Here is a 16,550-nt window from a genome sequence, read left to right as displayed (position 1 = left end):
GTATAACTGGAATATTGACTACCTTATCCAATAAGGCAGTGCATAGATTAGATCTTTTTATCACCTGCTTATGGATTAGGTATTATTCTGCAATTCTATTAAAGAAACTGTGGATCCTTTGTTTGGCTTCCAGATCCGCCGTAATGATTTCCGCAGGCTCTGCAAAGGCGAATGGCACCGCATCGATTTCGATCTTGCGAAAGTGCACCAGGAAATAAGCCATCAGCACACGGCACACTTTCATCAAAAAGGTATGAATCTGTTTCACGTTGGCAGCATCTTCCTGTACGGCACACTTTCTATAGTTCTCGAAGAGTGCCCATAGGCTTTCCTGACAGTCTTTGATAGTATGTAGGGACCAGAACTCCCGAATGGTATGTAATGGATCGTATCCATTATCGTATATTTCATAACATGCTAGCTCAAAAGGCAGCAGATTGTTAGATTGTTGGTTCATAATTTAGTTTCATCAAGTACGACAAACCCGAGGTGCTACCGGAAAATTAGGCCATAGCATCCCCCTTCGCGATTTTTTCGCGTTAAAATGGCCTGTCATCGCACAAGTCAAAAGAGACCTATGCCAAATGGACAAATACGGTTAAAAGTCCGAAAAGCGCCCTGAGACAATTTCAAAGCATAAATTAGGGTTAATTATGGCGCTCCCTGCCGGAAAGAAATAAAGACCGACCTACCACAATAATTGTATTGCAATAAAAACTACAGGTAAAAAAGTTTGGACTGAATGAAAATTTGCTTAATTTTAAGGTGCAAATATTAAATCAAGCTGTATCATTGGCCAATATTACCTTTTTATGCAATTATATAAGTGTATAGGTCGGTGACAGGCGTAAAAGAGGGAAATTAAACTGAACTGGGTTCAGCTGTCTTTTTGTTATAAGGAAAGTCAAGACCTCCCCTTTTTATTGCTCTTTACAGCCTGTTTTGATTGTGCGCCCCCTATTCCGGTGCACGGAATATGTTCTTTAAAAGTGATTTGCGAGAATACCTCGCTAATCGATCTTTGATCGATTGCGGGTGATGGGTGGTGTTTGTACTGTTCGTTCTCATAATCGTTTTTGGTTTTATGTGAACGATGCCAATCAAACATTGAAGAAGTCAATTTGGTTTTAAACAAATAGGGCGAACTTCAATGCTTTTGAACGTGGCACGACCAAGCGCCAATAATCCAAAGATTATTTTCCACAAAAGACTTACATGAGGTCCGCCCTATTAGACTATATCACGAAGATAAAAAAATCTAATAGAAATGGCGAACTCACGATTAGCTCATGTGGAATTTTTGGTCGTTTTCGTTCATGAGTAACATCGTTAAGTTAGGGCTATACCCTACTTTATCGCTATTATGTATAACAAAGATAATAAACACTTATCAAAATGTCAAATTAAAAAAATAAAAAGTGTAAAATATGGATTGGAAGAAAAATCTGTCAAGAGTTATTGTCAATTCGGGATATCAGTTATCTGAAATAAGTGCATGGACAAATATTGAAGTGCCTATCCTCTCAAATATGAAAAATTTAAAATATCCAAATTTTACATGTAAAGAATTCTTATTGCTAAAGTTTTTGTTAAAGAAGGAGCATTTTGCATTTCTAAACGAAATTTTCGGAGAAGGCTATTTCAATGAAATAAAAAAAGTTTTCTACGAGCCTAAATTTACAAAGTTAGGTCAAATATTAAAAGATAGACATCAATTTGAAGTTCTTCCCAAAAAAGAAGTTGTTGAAAATGCACAGCTAAAATCAAGCAGAATCGATTACTTGATCTCAGAGGAGGACGAAAATATTAAGATTGAGGAAATTACAAAATTGGAATTAGCTTTCGGTGAAGACTTGGGTTATCTATGTAATCTAAGATTTCCAGATTTACGGATTAATAAAGAAGAGGAATATTTGCTCAGATTGGAACAGATAAGAGAATATAATCGTGAGGCGAATTACAGGAGGAAAAGTAAATAATTTTAACAGTTATATGCCTAAAGTGGAACAACCGTATTACCTAAAAAAATCAATAAAAATATTCAGATTTTATGGATTAGGATTGCTGATTTCCATACTCACAGTAACATTATTAAGAACAGTAAATGAGAATTTTAAAATATTTTATGAAGCTCTCGTAGCAATACCATATCTCATTACTTTAGTTTTAGCACCACTTGGGTTATATTACAGTTGGATGGCCTTTAAAGGCAAAGAAGAGCCGAGGAAGAAGCGGACCATGTTCTTAATGGGACATCTTTTCTTTTGTACGTTAATGATATTACTTTTCGCAGTAGTGATAAAGGATCTAGCTTCTCTAAACTGGTGATAGACTAATGAAGAGATTAATAGATAATGGTTCCCTGTCAGAAGCGAAATAACTTATTCATCAAATCGAGAAAATAATTATATAATCATTATGAAGACAAGATTTATCACACTATTCTTGCTGTTTTATATAGCGAAATCTTTTGCACAAAATACATCTAGTCCACCTTTTCAAATTAATTCTACGGATAGTACAGTTGGATACAAGCTTTTCCCTACACAAAATATGTTTACATTTATCAAATTGAATACAAGAAATGGACAGATGTGGCAAGTTCAATGGGATACAAGCAGTAAAAACAGATCTGTAAGTACATTATCAGATACACTTTTAGTAGATAAGGATGAAGAAAAGAATGACAGATTTTTTCTTTATCCAACTACTAATATTTTTAATTTTATTCTTCTCGATCAAATAGACGGTAGAATGTGGCAGATCACCTGGGGAAGAGAAAAGGATAGAAAAGTGTTACTAATTGAGTAAGAATGCATTTTTCGCTTTAATAAATAAGATTCAATTTAAAACCATAAATTACATGAAAAAAGTAATTGCTATATGCACAATTATAGTTCTCGCCTTATCTTTTCAAGATTTAAGTGCTCGTACAAAATATCCTGGGAAAAGACATACTACCAGCCATGGTGGAACCTATAAAAGTGGCAAAGGCAGTTCTCATAAAGGAGGAACCTATAAGAACGTTAAAACAGGAAATCGATACGGTAGGCACAAATAAGAAAAGTATTATTTGATTCTATAGTTTATGACGATTTTTTAAATAAAAGCTCTCATGTATAAGTTCTTATTAACCATATTTTTATTTGTCTGCTGTCTTGGAAACAGTTCAGCACATCATAAAAGAGATAACCAAACCGAGCTACAAACAACCTTTTCATATGCTTATATCCGGGTGGAAGGAAAATTCCTATCGAAAAAACTAAAGGTAAAAGTTGACCTAGGAGATTCAGATGAGCAGATCGCGGAAGGTGAAAAACTGTCCGAAATATTGACCAATAAAAAATCTTATGCTGCCATACTGAACTATATGTCTAAAATTGGTTATGAATTAGTAAATACTTTCGATTTAACGGATAACTATAACGGGTCGGGCGGAACTTTTGGTATTATATACATAATGAAGAAAGCTGAGGACTAAAAATATTATATGAGAAACAAATTATCAAGTAAATTTCACATAATTAGATTTGAATATGTCTAATACACCTAGTGATAAAGCAACTACGTTAGCGAAAGAACTTAAAGAACTGATTAGTCATTACGACCATCGTAGCTTTACAGCGCATGTTTCCCATCTTGCCAATATTCATGTTCGTCATAAGCGTAACGTTATCCTAAAATCCCCTATCAGGCAATTAATGTACCTAATCTCATTATTTCACAGTACGGGGTCATGTGGAAAAAACCTATACTTTCCTGGAGACAAATCTGATCAGAGGATATTTGAGTTATTAAATGAAATTGAAGATAGTTACAACCTTCCTTCTCGCAAGATAAATCTGGAGTCTCGAGAAGATATCAATCGAATAATAGTAACAAAAAGTACTTTCCTCAATTTTTATCTAAATGCTCCGCTGACCTATTATGAACAAGATATAGAAAGAGTTTTACAAACTTTCCAATATTTTGAAACGCATATTTTAAAAGAAACTGGTTTAGCTTTAAGTGATTTTATTGAATTCTTTAAACTAATTACCAAATTAGAAAGGGAAAAAGGTAGAAATTATTTAAACAACAATTTTAATAATGACACAGTATTACAGTCCCTAAAAGGAAGAAAAAAAATCAATGATTTAACTCTTGACGAAAAGGTTCATTTAGTTAATCTTGGTCAGAACGCTGTATACGAAATGGGGATTGGTCTAACTGAAATTTACGACGAAATAGGTCAACAAAAAGGAAAGCTTTTGCTTAAGTATTTTACTTTGGAGCAAAAAGAAAATCAAGAATATATATATTATACAGACCAATGTCCATATTTGACCAAGCCTATTTTCTTTATGGACAATGAAAACGTTTTAATGATTTTCTCCAAACAATTAATAAATGCTATTTATGAATTCTTATATGAGATTTGTGATAGCCCCATGACTCCTGGAAGAAAAGTTTCAGAACGTAGAGATAAATATCTTGAAGATAAAACTGAGGAATTGTTTCATGACTTTTTTGAATCAGATGCTCAATATTTTCGCTCATACTATTTAGATAATAATGAGAAAGATCTAATCATCTTACAAGATCGTATTGTATATATTATAGAATGCAAAGCTCATAAATATCGTGATCCTCTTCGAGATGAATATAAAGCATATAATCGTATCAAGGATGATTTCAAAAAGTCAATAGGGAAAGGTTATGAGCAGGCAAAACATGTTGAGGAATACTTTTATGGGGATTCTCCTTTCAATCTCCTCCACAAGAGTAAAAAGATATTAAAAACTATTAACCCGAATGATTATGATGAGATATTCACATTAGTCGTTACGTAGGAGCGATTTGGGCAAATACAGTGCGACTTGAGCTACCTACTCGACATAGAAGATAATTGCAACTTCCCTTGGTCAGTAGGACTAAATGATCTCGAAAGTTTTTTAATAACGTTAAAAAGAAAGAAAAATCATAAAGAAGAGTTTAAAGAATTTCTCTTAGCTAGAGAAAAACTACAAGGTCGCGTTTTTTGCTACGATGAACTCGAACTCTGTGCATATTTTCTTTTTGACAGACAGAATTTTTTAAAAATATGTGATCGTAAAGAAACATTTCATTCTAGTCCAGATATGAATAATTTCTTTGACTTACTTTATGACGTTGGATTTGGTTTCAAAGATGAATTAGATTTAGAAATGAAAATAAAAAAACGTAATAGTACTGCAGCTTCTTTTATTGGATATAATGTTGATGTTGACCCCTCCGCTGGACATATTGACCCCTCTAACGAGTTAGTATCTCAGTCCAACTGATGACCTGACAATATTACTTCTTTTTTCTTAGACTTTCGCCTTTAAGTTCTATTCTGTAAGATCCATGGATCAGTCTATCGAGTATTGCGTCTGCAATTGTATCTTCACCGATTACATCATACCAACTGGCCACAGGTAGCTGACTGGCAATTATTGTCGAGGCTTTAGCGTGTCTATCTTCAATTATTTCCATCAGATCCAGCCTTTGCTGCTGGTCCAGATTTACCAGGCCAAAGTCATCGACAATAAGCAGGTCTGTTTTTGATATCCTGTCCATCAGCTTATGCAGTGTACCTTCCAGGCGGGCCATTTTAGTCTTTAGGAGTAGTTTTTGCAGGTTAAAGTACAGGACTTTATACCCTTGGGCACAGGCATGATGGCCCAATGCTGAAGAGAGGAAGCTCTTCCCACAGCCCGTAGCACCGCTGATGAGTATCGGATCTCCTTTTTTGATGTACTCGCCGGTAGCCAGCGTAGTGATCAATCCCTTGTCCAAACCTCTGGTAGCGACCATGTTTATCTCCTCTATCGAAGCCTGATAGCGGAACCCGGCATTCTGTTTGAGGCGCTCAAACCTTTTTTCATCCCTTTCATCTGATTCTGCCTGCAGCAATAGGGACAGTCCTTCGGAAAGGGTGAGTTCTGTACTGCGACGGGTTTCATTCAATGCTTTCCAATTACGCTCCATACCATGTAAGCGTAACGCTCTCATCTGTGTTTCAATATTCATCTTATTTTATTATTTGTTTATTTTATTCTGTTCATTCCTGCCCATCACAATATTGCGGGTCCATCGTTTGACTGATCAAACAGTGTCGGCTGGCTGCCTGCATAATACGCTCTTCCCCTGATATTGGCATGCTCCGGCAGGGAGCTTTTTACGGAAGTTTCTTCCTGATTGTTTGCTGTTCCGTTTTCAAGTACATTCCTAAAGTAGTAGTAGGTATATAGTTTATTTTTTAGTACGTAACTACATGCTTTGTCAAATTCTTCTGCCGGGAAGTCCCGTTTTAGCCTGAACAGTCCGTCACAGGTACGGAATAACTGCTCGGGATAATGCGCCCGCTCAAAGAGTATCTCCAGAAGTTTGGCGAACTCTGCAGAGTGTGCTTTTGCCCTTGTCAGGTACGTTTCATGCGAGCGGTTCTTATACGCCTGATGTTCGGACTTTAAATGTGTCGCCAGAGTGGTGTACGCATTTTCCCTGTAACTGCGTATGTGCGCGGCAATCTGTTTGCCCCGACAATAGATCGAGAGCATATTACGTGTGTAAATGATCTTTACCTTTGTTCCGATATAAGCGAAGGGTACGCTGTAATAGTGTTTATTGCGCTGCAGATAGATATGTCCGTTATCTCCAACTTTGAGTTCAGCGTAGCTCTTCAGCTCGAAGCGTTCTTTGGGAAGTTCGCCCAATGTTGATTTTTCGGAACTTAAGAACCGCTCTTCTCGGCAGTATGGCTTTTGCTGCATCCGGGTCTGGTTGTGCTTTAACATACAGACCTTTATAGCTTCATTGAGCGTATGGATATCAAAGAACTGCCTGTTTCTCAGTGGTGCAAAAACACGGGTATAGATCATTTTTACCTGATTTTCTACCAATGATTTGTCTTTTGGGCGGCCTGCACGCGCCGGAACCACAGCTGTGCCGTAGTGATTGGCAAAGTCTTCCATGGACTGGTTCAGGACCGGCTCATATTTATCGGCCTTGATGACAGCTGCTTTGAGATTGTCGGGGACAATGGCCTTTGGCACACCGCCAAGGGACTCCAGGCAGCTGCTCAGTGCATAAAAAAAGTCGGGGGTCTGCTGAGATGGTACAGCGATGGCAAATGCATAGTCTGAAAAGGGCAGGCAGGCCACAAATACCTCACAGGCGACCAGCTCCCCGGTGGACCTGTCAATATAATGGAGCTTTTTTCCGGAAAAGTCAATATATAGTTTATCACCGGCGGTATGTTCAATCACCATGCTGCCCTTGCGCGAGATAAGCTGTTGCCTTAAATGATAGTTGAACTGTGGATAGCTATAACCCGTGGGATCACTTTCTATATATTCCTGCCAGAGCAGCAGCTTGGTAACTCCGGTACGCTTAAGTTCTTTTTCATAATAGTCAAGACGGCTTTTTAGGTACTCAAACTTGTCTGCCTTGTAAGCAGGATTCCCTGCGTGGAACGACTTTTCCAACAGGGGATCCTCCTGTTTAAGAAGTTCTTCCGTATTGAAACCGCCGTCGGCCATCTTTTTAAGATAGGACTTCACCGTATTCTTGCTCATACCAAGGATGCGAGCGATTGTTTTTATACCGCTACCGCTCTGGTACAATCTGATTAATTGCTTTATCTGACTCATTCGTTTTGGTTTTCCAGCCATCAGTGATCCGAATTGTTTGATCACTAAGTAACAAAAACTACTTGCTAAGGGGTCAGCATGCTCCAGCGCAATGAACTGAAAAATGAATTAGGGGGTCAACATCAGCCAGTATGGCAGTTGAATAACAGCCTTAAACGCTATATGCATCCCTAAATCTAATTCAATTTTGAGGGGTCAGCTTGTTCAAGTATATCCATTTTATCAAATTTCACAAATTAAAACCTGCTGATCGTATCGCTCAATTTTTAAAAAATGATCTGAAATAATAGTATCAATTTAAAAAGTATATAATAATTACCCATCGATAAATATATTACATTGACCTCCCCCTTCACAATTTATTACAAAATCTCAAATCTGTAGATGAATAAAAAAAATCAAAATAACCAAGGGGGCAAGATGCTCTGGAATTAGTCCCCGCTTTATTTTTGAGGGTCAACATCACCGGAATATGCACAAAAATCCTAAGCTTACCGTTACTCCATGACTTTCAATTTTCCGGAACTAAATTTAAACCCAATTTAAATTGATCACAATACCACTTTTGTAGTATATTTTACGTAATTCCATCGGATCTTACTTTATCTCCGCATATATCAAGATTCAGTTTTGAACAGTGGAAAGTCACTGGAGGTTGCAATAAGATTAGGTCAAAAGTTGATGTCACCAGTTAAGCGGTAAGGTCTGTCGCAGAATCCATTATTTCTGCGACAGCATGGCGCTCGCCAAAATCCTTCTACCGAGCAAAGATTAAGAGGATTGGAGAAGTGTTTTTTGTAGTTAACTGCTTTATCTAGTTGGAAATTCCCCAGTTTTCGATATAATCGAAAAAAGTAAGACCACTGTTTTTGGATTTTAAAGAAAACAATCTGATATGCCGCCTTGGTAGCGAGCCAACGCGCAAGAGAATGTTTAATTTGCCCGTATCTTTTACGTCTTGGGTATATTTTAATTCTTTTGGGATAACAAAAAGTCTGTTCATTAATTCAACGTCCTTTATAAGTGTGTTAAAAAGCTCTTTGTTTTGATCTCCAACACTACTGTTTTCGAAAAGATATTCATTTTCTTTTAAGGTCGTCATCGCCTTTATTGTTAATTTTCCTTTTAAAACCTCGTTTTTATTAATTTCAGTCACAAAAACTTCTGTAGTCATTGGCGAGAGCATCACTATTTCTTTAGCCCCCTTAAAATTTTCAAGGCACCTTTTTGCTTCCTCGATAGTGTTGTACCTGAAATATTTTAGATTTCGATCTTCTGCCTGTTTATTTACCCCATCAAGCTGTTCTTGAGTTTCGTATGTGGCAAAATAATATTTTAAAGCGTTAATCATCTGGGAACCGGAAATTGTTAGGTCGGCGATTAAGACTATCGTTTTGTCTTTCAGATCAGTCGTGAACAAATTATTTGCGTGTTTTTCAAAGTCGAAGCTTCTTGGAGGAAAACCAGCTTTGTTAATTAGTCTGAATAATCCGTTTTCATCACGGCCAGGATGTTTTAAGGTGAAAATGCAGCAGTCTGTAGAGCTGTATTCTGACATTGCTTTTTTAAAATCCTCGATATCTTTCTCCGTTGGTCCTTTATGGATAAGGGCAACTTCCATTATAGCCCTATACAATTTCGGAATCCCAAAATTGTGATCTGCCATATATTTGGCCAGATCGGAGCCTTTAATACTTTCCTCATTAAAAATGCTCAGCCAGTTAATTACTCGTTCATTGATGACGTTTTTTTTCCAGTAATGTGGTTCAAGTAACTGTTCCATGGCAGCGGCTTGGTAAACATCGTATTCATTTTTTGCCGTTAGGTAAATTTCATCTGTTGGAAACACTTTTCTAAATTTTACCGCTGTTTTTACATTTTCGTACATGCCTCGTCTGTCGCAGATCCTGTCATAAGCTTTTGATATTTCTGGCTCGGTAATGCAAATCCATATTCCTTCCCTATTTTTGTGGGCGAAGTATTTTTTCCCATTCAAAAGAGGTTGAAGTTGTAAATAACTTTTTGACCAAAACTGTGAAGTGTTGCGGTCAAAAAGATATGCCGGCAGAGAAGTCAGATCCTCTGTTTTATAATGTACCCTGACATCTTTTTCCTCTTTTTCCAAATTGTAAAACGGGGAAAAATCCAATTTTATTGCTATAAAATCACTAGAACATAATTTTAGTGATTCCATAGCCACATCTGTAAAAAGACTGACTTCTTCGTCAAATAGGGTTACAATATTGAAATCACCTAAATCAACTTCATTCTGAAAAAGGACCAAAGAAGAACGAACTGTATCATTGAACTCCTCTAACGAGCTACTTTTTGCATTTGTGCGGTGATCAACAGCAAAAAGAACATCATAAGCAACTTCTGGTTCAGTAACAAATTGCGCAAAATGGATGCTTAATAGTTGGTTAAATCTATTGTTGATATTAGTGCCTGACCTTTCTATAAATTCCCAAACTATTTGTAGCCATGAATAATGAAATTGAAAAGCCGAGCTGGCCGGTACTATTTTATTAATCTCAGCAAAAGCACAGATAAATTCTAATTTTTCATGATCTGAGTTTAAAATAATATCTGATTTAGGAAAAAAACGTTCTGTTAAGGCACTAAATTTGAAGTTAAACGGATTTTCCTGATCTGGGAGTGCCCAAATATTTCGATTAAATTCTTGTACCAGAGCATATAAATTTTCCCAGTATCCTTTTGCATCGTTAGCTTGGGAAACACCGTTTACCGATATTTTTTTTTCGAAAATTGAATAAAACGGTACTAGCGTTTTGTCATCTTTTAAGTATGGATGATTGTAGTAGACGGGATAATTTGTTTTGAAATCTATCCTATATTGTTCATCTTTTTTAATCCGGTTTGCAATTATGCCGATTAGCGACATGAAATCTGGAGCATTCTCGTATACTTCCAATTTTGAGGTGTTTTTGGATGATATTTCACATTCTGTTAAATCTGAACCGGGCAAAATCTCCAAGTATTCAAATTGATCTATGGGAAGTTTTCCGTTGATGTTTTTGACGAATATATGCGTGTCACTCGTAAGGACAATTAAACCATTTAGTGATAAATTTTTTACACATAACATATCTGTAATTGGGTAGAGTTTGGCATTGTCATCAATTAACCATTTACCAAACATCGAACCTTTATCAATGATCGATTGGGATTCGCCTTGAAACATTTCCAGACTTAATTTTTTTGCAAAATGAAAAATTAGCAATATTTCGAGAAACCGGTCAACGAAACCATGCTTACAATCAAATTTGCTTAAATCTGATCCCTCTTTTTTTGCTAAAAGAAGCGTATAGCTACTAGGTGAAAATTCTCCCGAATAATTTTCAATTGCATTGTTGATCCAATCAAAAGTAATTTTTTTATCCCCCAAGTTTATTTCCTTAGATACTGTAAGTAGATTTTCCCACGCGACTGACAGCGCTGATGGATCATCGGAGTGTTCGAATAGCGTCAAAAAACAAAGACAGTGGTAATATTCCAGAGCAACGGTTGGCGACTTTAGTTTGCTGGCCATTTCATCGTTGTCCTTCCATTCGCTAAACCTTACAAAGACATATTTAGCCAATTTCTTAGCGACCTCCTGTCCCATTTTGTGATCTGAAATTATGTGGTAAATAGAATTTATAAAATCTACTTTATATCTATCAGCCAACATTTGTTCAAGCACATGATAGTTATCTTCTGTGTAAGTGATATCAGGTGTTTGCATTGCTGAATGAATGAGGTTTTTGGAGCATTGAAAGAGAAAATTTTGGGGTATTTTTAATTTGTATTTTAGCGCCAGCGTCAGTATTAAACTGCGTTGAACATCATTTAGGTCATCCCTTTGATAAAGGGATGTCAAAAGTAGTTCAACTTGCTCCTGATGCACTTTTGATGAATCTTCTTTGAGTAATATTGTGTTTAAATATTGCCCAAGTGACAGTCCAGTAATTTTTTCTTGTTGTTTTACCAGATTCCAGAATATTTCTGGAAGGCTATCGTAAAGGTCATTATAGAAAAGCAAAAACAGGGAGCCCCTTCCAGATAATGAAAATGGTAAAATATCCGCAAGCTTTGTCCGTATATGCTTAAGTCTGGAATCTCCTGAAAATTGGTAATAGAAAAACCGAATGTTATCTTTAATCCCGAATTTTGCATTGTCAGTTATTCCGTCTAATCTAGCAATCGCTTCCTGGATTTCTACCTCTGAAAGGAGGTTTTTATTTTTGTTGGCTTTGTTTATGGCATATTTAGCATCCTCCTGGAATCGTTTGAATTTACCTGAAATCAAATATTCGTGTACATTACTGATTTCAGTTTTGGAAGGATTTAATTCCAAACTGTTTACCGATGCCCATTTTTGAATCCCTTTAAGTACGTCTCTCGCCTTATTTTCATTCTCAACAAAAATGAAAATATCATCAACAAAACGGTAATAGAACTCTCTCCGTTTATCTTTAATTAGTTCCTGCTCAATAAGCCTGTCAAGGCCTATTAAGTACAGTTCCGCCAGGTACCGTGCAAATGCTGGTCCTTGAGGAAGGCCAGTAGTTGCGTTTCCAGTGGTTTGTCTGGCAACCTTCAACAGATACTTTATGATGTTGTGATATTTAAATCGGCTTTCTTCATCAAGATCTTTTATTTTTCCATCAATTTTATCAGGTGCTTCCTCATAGAGCTTAATCTGTAGTCTTTGAAGGTCTATACGATCATAAAAACTTTTAATATCGACCTTAACAAGATAGTAGTCGCCGAATTCTTCACCTTCCAGTATTTGTTGTACGTTTTTTGAAAATATAGACCAATTTACGAACCAGTTTGAAAAAATATTTGAATTGTAAAAGCCAGGTGCCACCCGGTATCCGAATGAGTTCTGGGATATTTCTGAATAAAAAATATTATTCAATACAAAGAGAAAATAGGTAGAGATTATATTAGTTATATAATCTATGCTGTATAGCGTTCTTACCTTATCCACCTCATTCCTCTTGAATTCAAAAACCTCATTAACATTAGGAAAGTTACCTTCGAAGATTTGATTGATGATATCAGTGATGCCATCTTGGGATGCGCGCTCAAGCTTTTTCAGTTGGCTGTAAATCGGTATCTCATCGTTAATGTGGCTGTACCTGATTGACGCGTTTACGATTGTCTCAAAAATACCTTTAGTGATATTGGTAATTTTGAAAGGAGGCTGTGGCGATAGTTCAACTCCTTTAATAAGTTGCAAAGGAGACTCTAAAAAACTGCAAGAACAAGTACTACATCTTCCAAGATGGTGGCAGGACACTGGGTAATAGAATTCAGCAAGTTTTAGCTTTTGTTCTGTGAGCTCTTTTCTATATCCCTGAATTCCCGAAAAAAATTCGTTTAATAGCCGAAATCCTAATTGCGGATCATCTTGCGTTCTAAGTTGACCGATCAAACCAACCATTAAACTCCTGTTTTGCCCGCTTAAGCCCTGCTGGTAATTTTCTAAAATGTGATTGATATGCTGGCACTCCCTGAGTGAATTAAGAACACTTTCAAGATCACCACTCATTCTTGGTGGAGATACAATTTTGGTGTTCTTTAAGAAAGACAAGCGAGAATTTGTGAATTTTCTTTGCTGGTTATCGTCAAATTCCTGCAAATATGGTTTTATTTTTGCAGAGTCGACCAATGGATATTCCTTTATTATGTTCAGCTGTGACTCCAAAAAATCACTGTTAGCTTTATCGGGATGGCTATCTTTGCTTACATTAAAAGCTCCATTTTTATTGAGGAAAAATGATAATTTTCCTGAAACTTTGTTCTGCGATAACGGTAGCTTTACGCCCAAACCGACCATTTTTGAACCTTTAGTAACACTGGGTGTCTTAGGGAAAAGGTCTACATTTATGTTCTGCTCCAGGACAACCTTGGATCTAATGAGTTTAACCAGTTTATAACCGTCTTCCTTGGTTTGAAGTTCTTCAAAAACTATCCAAATATGAAAGCCCCTTCTACCGGAAAACTCCAATAGATAGGGAATTTTTTCCTGCTTTAAATATTCACAAATTTTATCAGCTGATTTTTTTACTAGCTCTAAATCCGATTCTTTAACTTCTTCATTTTCAATAGCGGCTTTAACAATATCTAGATCAAGACATATCCACTTTATAAAGGCATGCTGTAAAGTATGAATTTCCTGGTAAGCGAGTAAGCTCTTTTGTTCGAGCAGCATGTCATCTATGGTAGCAGGGGTAATTTTATTTCTTATTAGTCTATAAGTTCCATTATCATTTTGCCTCCCATATTTGTTGTCATCGACATAGAAAAGGTCGAAGAGCTTTGATGATAGTTGTTTGTAAACTGGCAAATTACTCATTTATTTTTTTATATAATCTAAAAGTTAGTCCATTTATATTTCCAAATATATGGTATTCGGTGTATCAAACCAATCGAGCTCTATTTTGATTTAGCAAAAATGGTTTTGTTTTTTGCCTGAGCTAGAGTAAGCAGAACTTTCGTTCGGAACCAGTGGAGTAATTTTGTTGGAATATTCATTTACAAGAGTAAATTATTCAAAAGCATACCATCTTTATAGTATTCAATTGTGCAGTTGCCACTTTCATTTGTTACGATGAATGCCCCAAGTTGGTATTTTAAATGATTACCTTGTGCGGAGGTAGTGTAAGCAATAAGTTTTAAACGATCATAATCAAATGGTACATTACTACTAGCTTTCTTTACTTCAATAATCAACAAGTTATTTTTATTATTACCTCGTTTATGAACGATAATGTCTGGAAATACGGCCCGTTCAATAATTTCTCTTTCAAGGCGGGTTTCACGTATGCTTAAGAGGCCATTTTGCTCTAACTGGTTACGAAGTATAGCAATATGCTTGCGTGAGTTTGGATCATCAATATCTCCATTATACTCACAATCAACATTATAATCATTTAAATATCTTTGAAGATATTCTGCTAATTTATGACTTACACTTTGCTCACTAAGATTTTTTGTTAAAAGCCAGCTATCGTTATTCTGAAGATTTGATAAAGAGGCTAATAGAATTTCTTTGATTTGATCGTCGTTCATATGTTTGAAGGTTGATTAAAAATTTCATTACATGTTTTAGTGTCTAAAATTGCGTAACAGTTGCCAAATTCGAATTTACTAGTCCGTTAAGAATATCACTAATGTTTTTCATATTCTGAGGTTGTACTCTGTTAAATTTGTCAGTTCTAGTCTTGCTAAATGTAAAGATAACTCTGTTTTTTGCTCTTGAGAGAGCCACAAAAAAGGTACATCGGTCTTCATCTGGTTGGTTTTTTTCCTTACTCCCAAAGAATGAATGATAAACATCTGACTCCCTCTTCCTGAAATTTCGTCAATATCTACACTAAGCCCAATAATAGCATCAGCACGAATTGCCTGTGCACGTTGCTTGAGCGTTTCTGTGACACGCTTGTACATTTCCTGCATTTTCTTCTCATAGCTGGTAGAGCGACCGCCAAAGAAATCTACATAGCTGGCTCCTATATCGATAAAGATATTGGTGCCTATAACTACATTGGCTGCTATTGGATCATTATATCGTGAAATCTCTCTCCCTTCGATGGAATTGGTCGTGGTTACTATCATGGTATGCTACTTTTCAATCGGGCAAGGTTAATACCCAAGCCTAATATAATTATTTATTTTGAATTAATATGTTTGTGAATATTAACTTTCAAGATTTTTACAAACAGTAAGGCCAAGGTACTGGTTTGAAAGTAGGATTGGTTACGGGAAACCGTAGCCTTAAAAAATCTAATTTAAAAAATTGGACATACGTATATTACCAATCGTATTTCAAGCCTTTCACATGATAATGATTCACTTCTATACAAACCAAGTCAGCATCATTAAAAACTGCCAAGTTATAACCTCCGACTTTCATTGCGCTTCGATATTCTACCGCATGAAACCCTAATGATTTAATATACTCACAAAGATATTGGGTAGGCAAGTAATCGAGATTAACATCTTGCTTTCGAACTGGTTTTGACAGCTCTTCTTCGAGTTTTAACAAATAAGATCGAACCAACATAAACTCCTCAATATCAAACCCACGATCTTGAACTTCAAATGGCCCGTAATCTTCAATATTTTTTAATGAAATGATCTGTAATGGAGCTTTTAACGTAAAACGTCCAATGCTAATGGACTCGTGCAAAGAAACCCGTGTCTCATAAAAGGTCGTCTCTTCACTTTCAGAAATATATAGATACGGTATACCAACTGGATTGGCTCTGCCTGGTGTTGTATACAGCTTGGGCGGTTTACCCAGCTCATAGACTTCAAGTGGGCGATCGCTGATCCGCGCTCTGTAAAAATGCGTTCCAACAGGATAGGTTTTTGCAAATCGGCTAAAGGTAGACTCCAACAATTCTAAATCTAAGGTGTTAGCTATAAAAAAACGGTTCTCTTCTTTTATCTCGGATGCAAATTTCTCCCATTGCATCCGATGGGAATCGTCCGTCGCTTCACCATTAAGATAGATCTGCAACTCTACTGGTTCCTCAAATAATGATTCCTTGAATCCGAGCCAACCCCGGCCAATCTGGTTAAGCAACTGTTTTACATCTTTGGGTTTTAGTTTGTTGCTATCGAACAACTTTGGCCAATAACATATTAAATGTTCATGCATTGCAACCGACCTGTCATCTTTGAGGGATAATACAGCCGTTGGATGATTGATATAAAGTTCAAATAGTGCATCAAAGACATCAGATAGTTCCTCGCAGGCTATCAAAAAAACATCTTTACTTTCACAAAAATCACAAAGTCCCTTTCCGTTGGATTCCGCTTCTATCCTGTCCCGCAACCCTTGGTCTGCGAAACAGTTTACACAACAATTCATAGCTT

13 protein-coding genes are annotated in these 16,550 nt (G+C 36.4%); 6 read left to right on the top strand and 7 right to left on the bottom strand.

All coding sequences use genetic code 11. The features are described 5' to 3' along the window. Positions 1-82 precede the first annotated feature (82 nt). Positions 83-457, bottom strand: a complete 375-nt coding sequence (locus tag ABTV71_RS13825; protein WP_433903587.1) for a hypothetical protein — start codon at positions 455-457, stop codon at positions 83-85. Between the two features lie 970 nt (positions 458-1,427). Between ABTV71_RS13825 and ABTV71_RS13820 the strand changes: the two genes are divergently transcribed. The 6 genes from ABTV71_RS13820 to ABTV71_RS13795 all read left to right on the top strand — a co-directional run bounded on the left by ABTV71_RS13820 (position 1,428) and on the right by ABTV71_RS13795 (position 5,303). After that, entirely contained in the window at positions 1,428-1,979 is a 552-nt protein-coding gene (locus ABTV71_RS13820) for a hypothetical protein (protein WP_433903586.1), read from the top strand. A 439-nt stretch (positions 1,980-2,418) separates the two neighbouring features. After that, positions 2,419-2,811 carry a hypothetical protein gene (locus tag ABTV71_RS13815; RefSeq protein WP_433903585.1) on the top strand — a complete coding sequence of 131 codons (393 nt, stop codon included), beginning with the start codon at positions 2,419-2,421 and terminating at the stop codon, positions 2,809-2,811. A 52-nt stretch (positions 2,812-2,863) separates the two neighbouring features. Further along, complete coding sequence (locus tag ABTV71_RS13810) at positions 2,864-3,061, top strand: hypothetical protein (protein ID WP_433903584.1); 198 nt, start codon at positions 2,864-2,866, stop codon at positions 3,059-3,061. Positions 3,062-3,115: 54 nt separating this feature from the next. Next, positions 3,116-3,481, top strand: a complete 366-nt coding sequence (locus tag ABTV71_RS13805; RefSeq protein WP_433903583.1) for a hypothetical protein — start codon at positions 3,116-3,118, stop codon at positions 3,479-3,481. A gap of 55 nt (positions 3,482-3,536) precedes the next feature. Next, on the top strand, positions 3,537-4,832 hold the full coding sequence (locus ABTV71_RS13800) for a hypothetical protein (protein WP_433903582.1): 1,296 nt from the start codon (positions 3,537-3,539) through the stop codon (positions 4,830-4,832). A gap of 27 nt (positions 4,833-4,859) precedes the next feature. Then, the gene (locus tag ABTV71_RS13795) at positions 4,860-5,303 is read left to right on the top strand and encodes a hypothetical protein (RefSeq protein WP_433903581.1); all 444 of its coding nucleotides are present in this window, start codon (positions 4,860-4,862) and stop codon (positions 5,301-5,303) included. A 13-nt stretch (positions 5,304-5,316) separates the two neighbouring features. Here ABTV71_RS13795 and istB read toward each other — a convergent pair whose 3' ends face one another. The 6 genes from istB to ABTV71_RS13765 all read right to left on the bottom strand — a co-directional run bounded on the left by istB (position 5,317) and on the right by ABTV71_RS13765 (position 16,545). After that, positions 5,317-6,033, bottom strand: coding sequence for an IS21-like element helper ATPase IstB (istB, locus tag ABTV71_RS13790; RefSeq protein WP_121127451.1), 717 nt, complete (start codon positions 6,031-6,033; stop codon positions 5,317-5,319). 44 nt (positions 6,034-6,077) lie between these two features. Continuing rightward, positions 6,078-7,655 carry an IS21 family transposase gene (istA, locus tag ABTV71_RS13785; protein ID WP_241254831.1) on the bottom strand — a complete coding sequence of 526 codons (1,578 nt, stop codon included), beginning with the start codon at positions 7,653-7,655 and terminating at the stop codon, positions 6,078-6,080. 814 nt (positions 7,656-8,469) lie between these two features. Further along, the gene (locus ABTV71_RS13780; protein WP_433903580.1) at positions 8,470-14,022 is read right to left on the bottom strand and encodes a reverse transcriptase domain-containing protein; all 5,553 of its coding nucleotides are present in this window, start codon (positions 14,020-14,022) and stop codon (positions 8,470-8,472) included. Between the two features lie 179 nt (positions 14,023-14,201). After that, positions 14,202-14,738 carry a hypothetical protein gene (locus tag ABTV71_RS13775; protein WP_433903579.1) on the bottom strand — a complete coding sequence of 179 codons (537 nt, stop codon included), beginning with the start codon at positions 14,736-14,738 and terminating at the stop codon, positions 14,202-14,204. Between the two features lie 108 nt (positions 14,739-14,846). Further along, positions 14,847-15,284, bottom strand: a complete 438-nt coding sequence (locus ABTV71_RS13770) for a YbjQ family protein (protein WP_433903578.1) — start codon at positions 15,282-15,284, stop codon at positions 14,847-14,849. A gap of 196 nt (positions 15,285-15,480) precedes the next feature. After that, positions 15,481-16,545: an RES family NAD+ phosphorylase gene (locus tag ABTV71_RS13765; protein ID WP_433903577.1), complete on the bottom strand. Its 1,065-nt coding sequence runs from the start codon at positions 16,543-16,545 to the stop codon at positions 15,481-15,483. Positions 16,546-16,550: the final 5 nt, after the last annotated feature.

Source organism: Sphingobacterium puteale (assembly GCF_050986225.1).
Taxonomy (GTDB): domain Bacteria; phylum Bacteroidota; class Bacteroidia; order Sphingobacteriales; family Sphingobacteriaceae; genus Sphingobacterium; species Sphingobacterium puteale.
This window is presented reverse-complemented; position numbering and strand designations above follow the sequence as displayed.

Coding starts and splice junctions, on each gene's coding strand:
- ABTV71_RS13775 (WP_433903579.1), bottom strand. CDS start 14,738: ATGAACGACGATCAAATCAAAGAAATTCTATTAGCCTCTTTATCAAAT.
- ABTV71_RS13765 (WP_433903577.1), bottom strand. CDS start 16,545: ATGAATTGTTGTGTAAACTGTTTCGCAGACCAAGGGTTGCGGGACAGG.
- ABTV71_RS13805 (WP_433903583.1), top strand. CDS start 3,116: ATGTATAAGTTCTTATTAACCATATTTTTATTTGTCTGCTGTCTTGGA.
- istA (WP_241254831.1), bottom strand. CDS start 7,655: ATGAGTCAGATAAAGCAATTAATCAGATTGTACCAGAGCGGTAGCGGT.
- ABTV71_RS13815 (WP_433903585.1), top strand. CDS start 2,419: ATGAAGACAAGATTTATCACACTATTCTTGCTGTTTTATATAGCGAAA.
- ABTV71_RS13810 (WP_433903584.1), top strand. CDS start 2,864: ATGAAAAAAGTAATTGCTATATGCACAATTATAGTTCTCGCCTTATCT.
- istB (WP_121127451.1), bottom strand. CDS start 6,033: ATGAATATTGAAACACAGATGAGAGCGTTACGCTTACATGGTATGGAG.
- ABTV71_RS13780 (WP_433903580.1), bottom strand. CDS start 14,022: ATGAGTAATTTGCCAGTTTACAAACAACTATCATCAAAGCTCTTCGAC.
- ABTV71_RS13770 (WP_433903578.1), bottom strand. CDS start 15,284: ATGATAGTAACCACGACCAATTCCATCGAAGGGAGAGAGATTTCACGA.
- ABTV71_RS13820 (WP_433903586.1), top strand. CDS start 1,428: ATGGATTGGAAGAAAAATCTGTCAAGAGTTATTGTCAATTCGGGATAT.
- ABTV71_RS13800 (WP_433903582.1), top strand. CDS start 3,537: ATGTCTAATACACCTAGTGATAAAGCAACTACGTTAGCGAAAGAACTT.
- ABTV71_RS13825 (WP_433903587.1), bottom strand. CDS start 457: ATGAACCAACAATCTAACAATCTGCTGCCTTTTGAGCTAGCATGTTAT.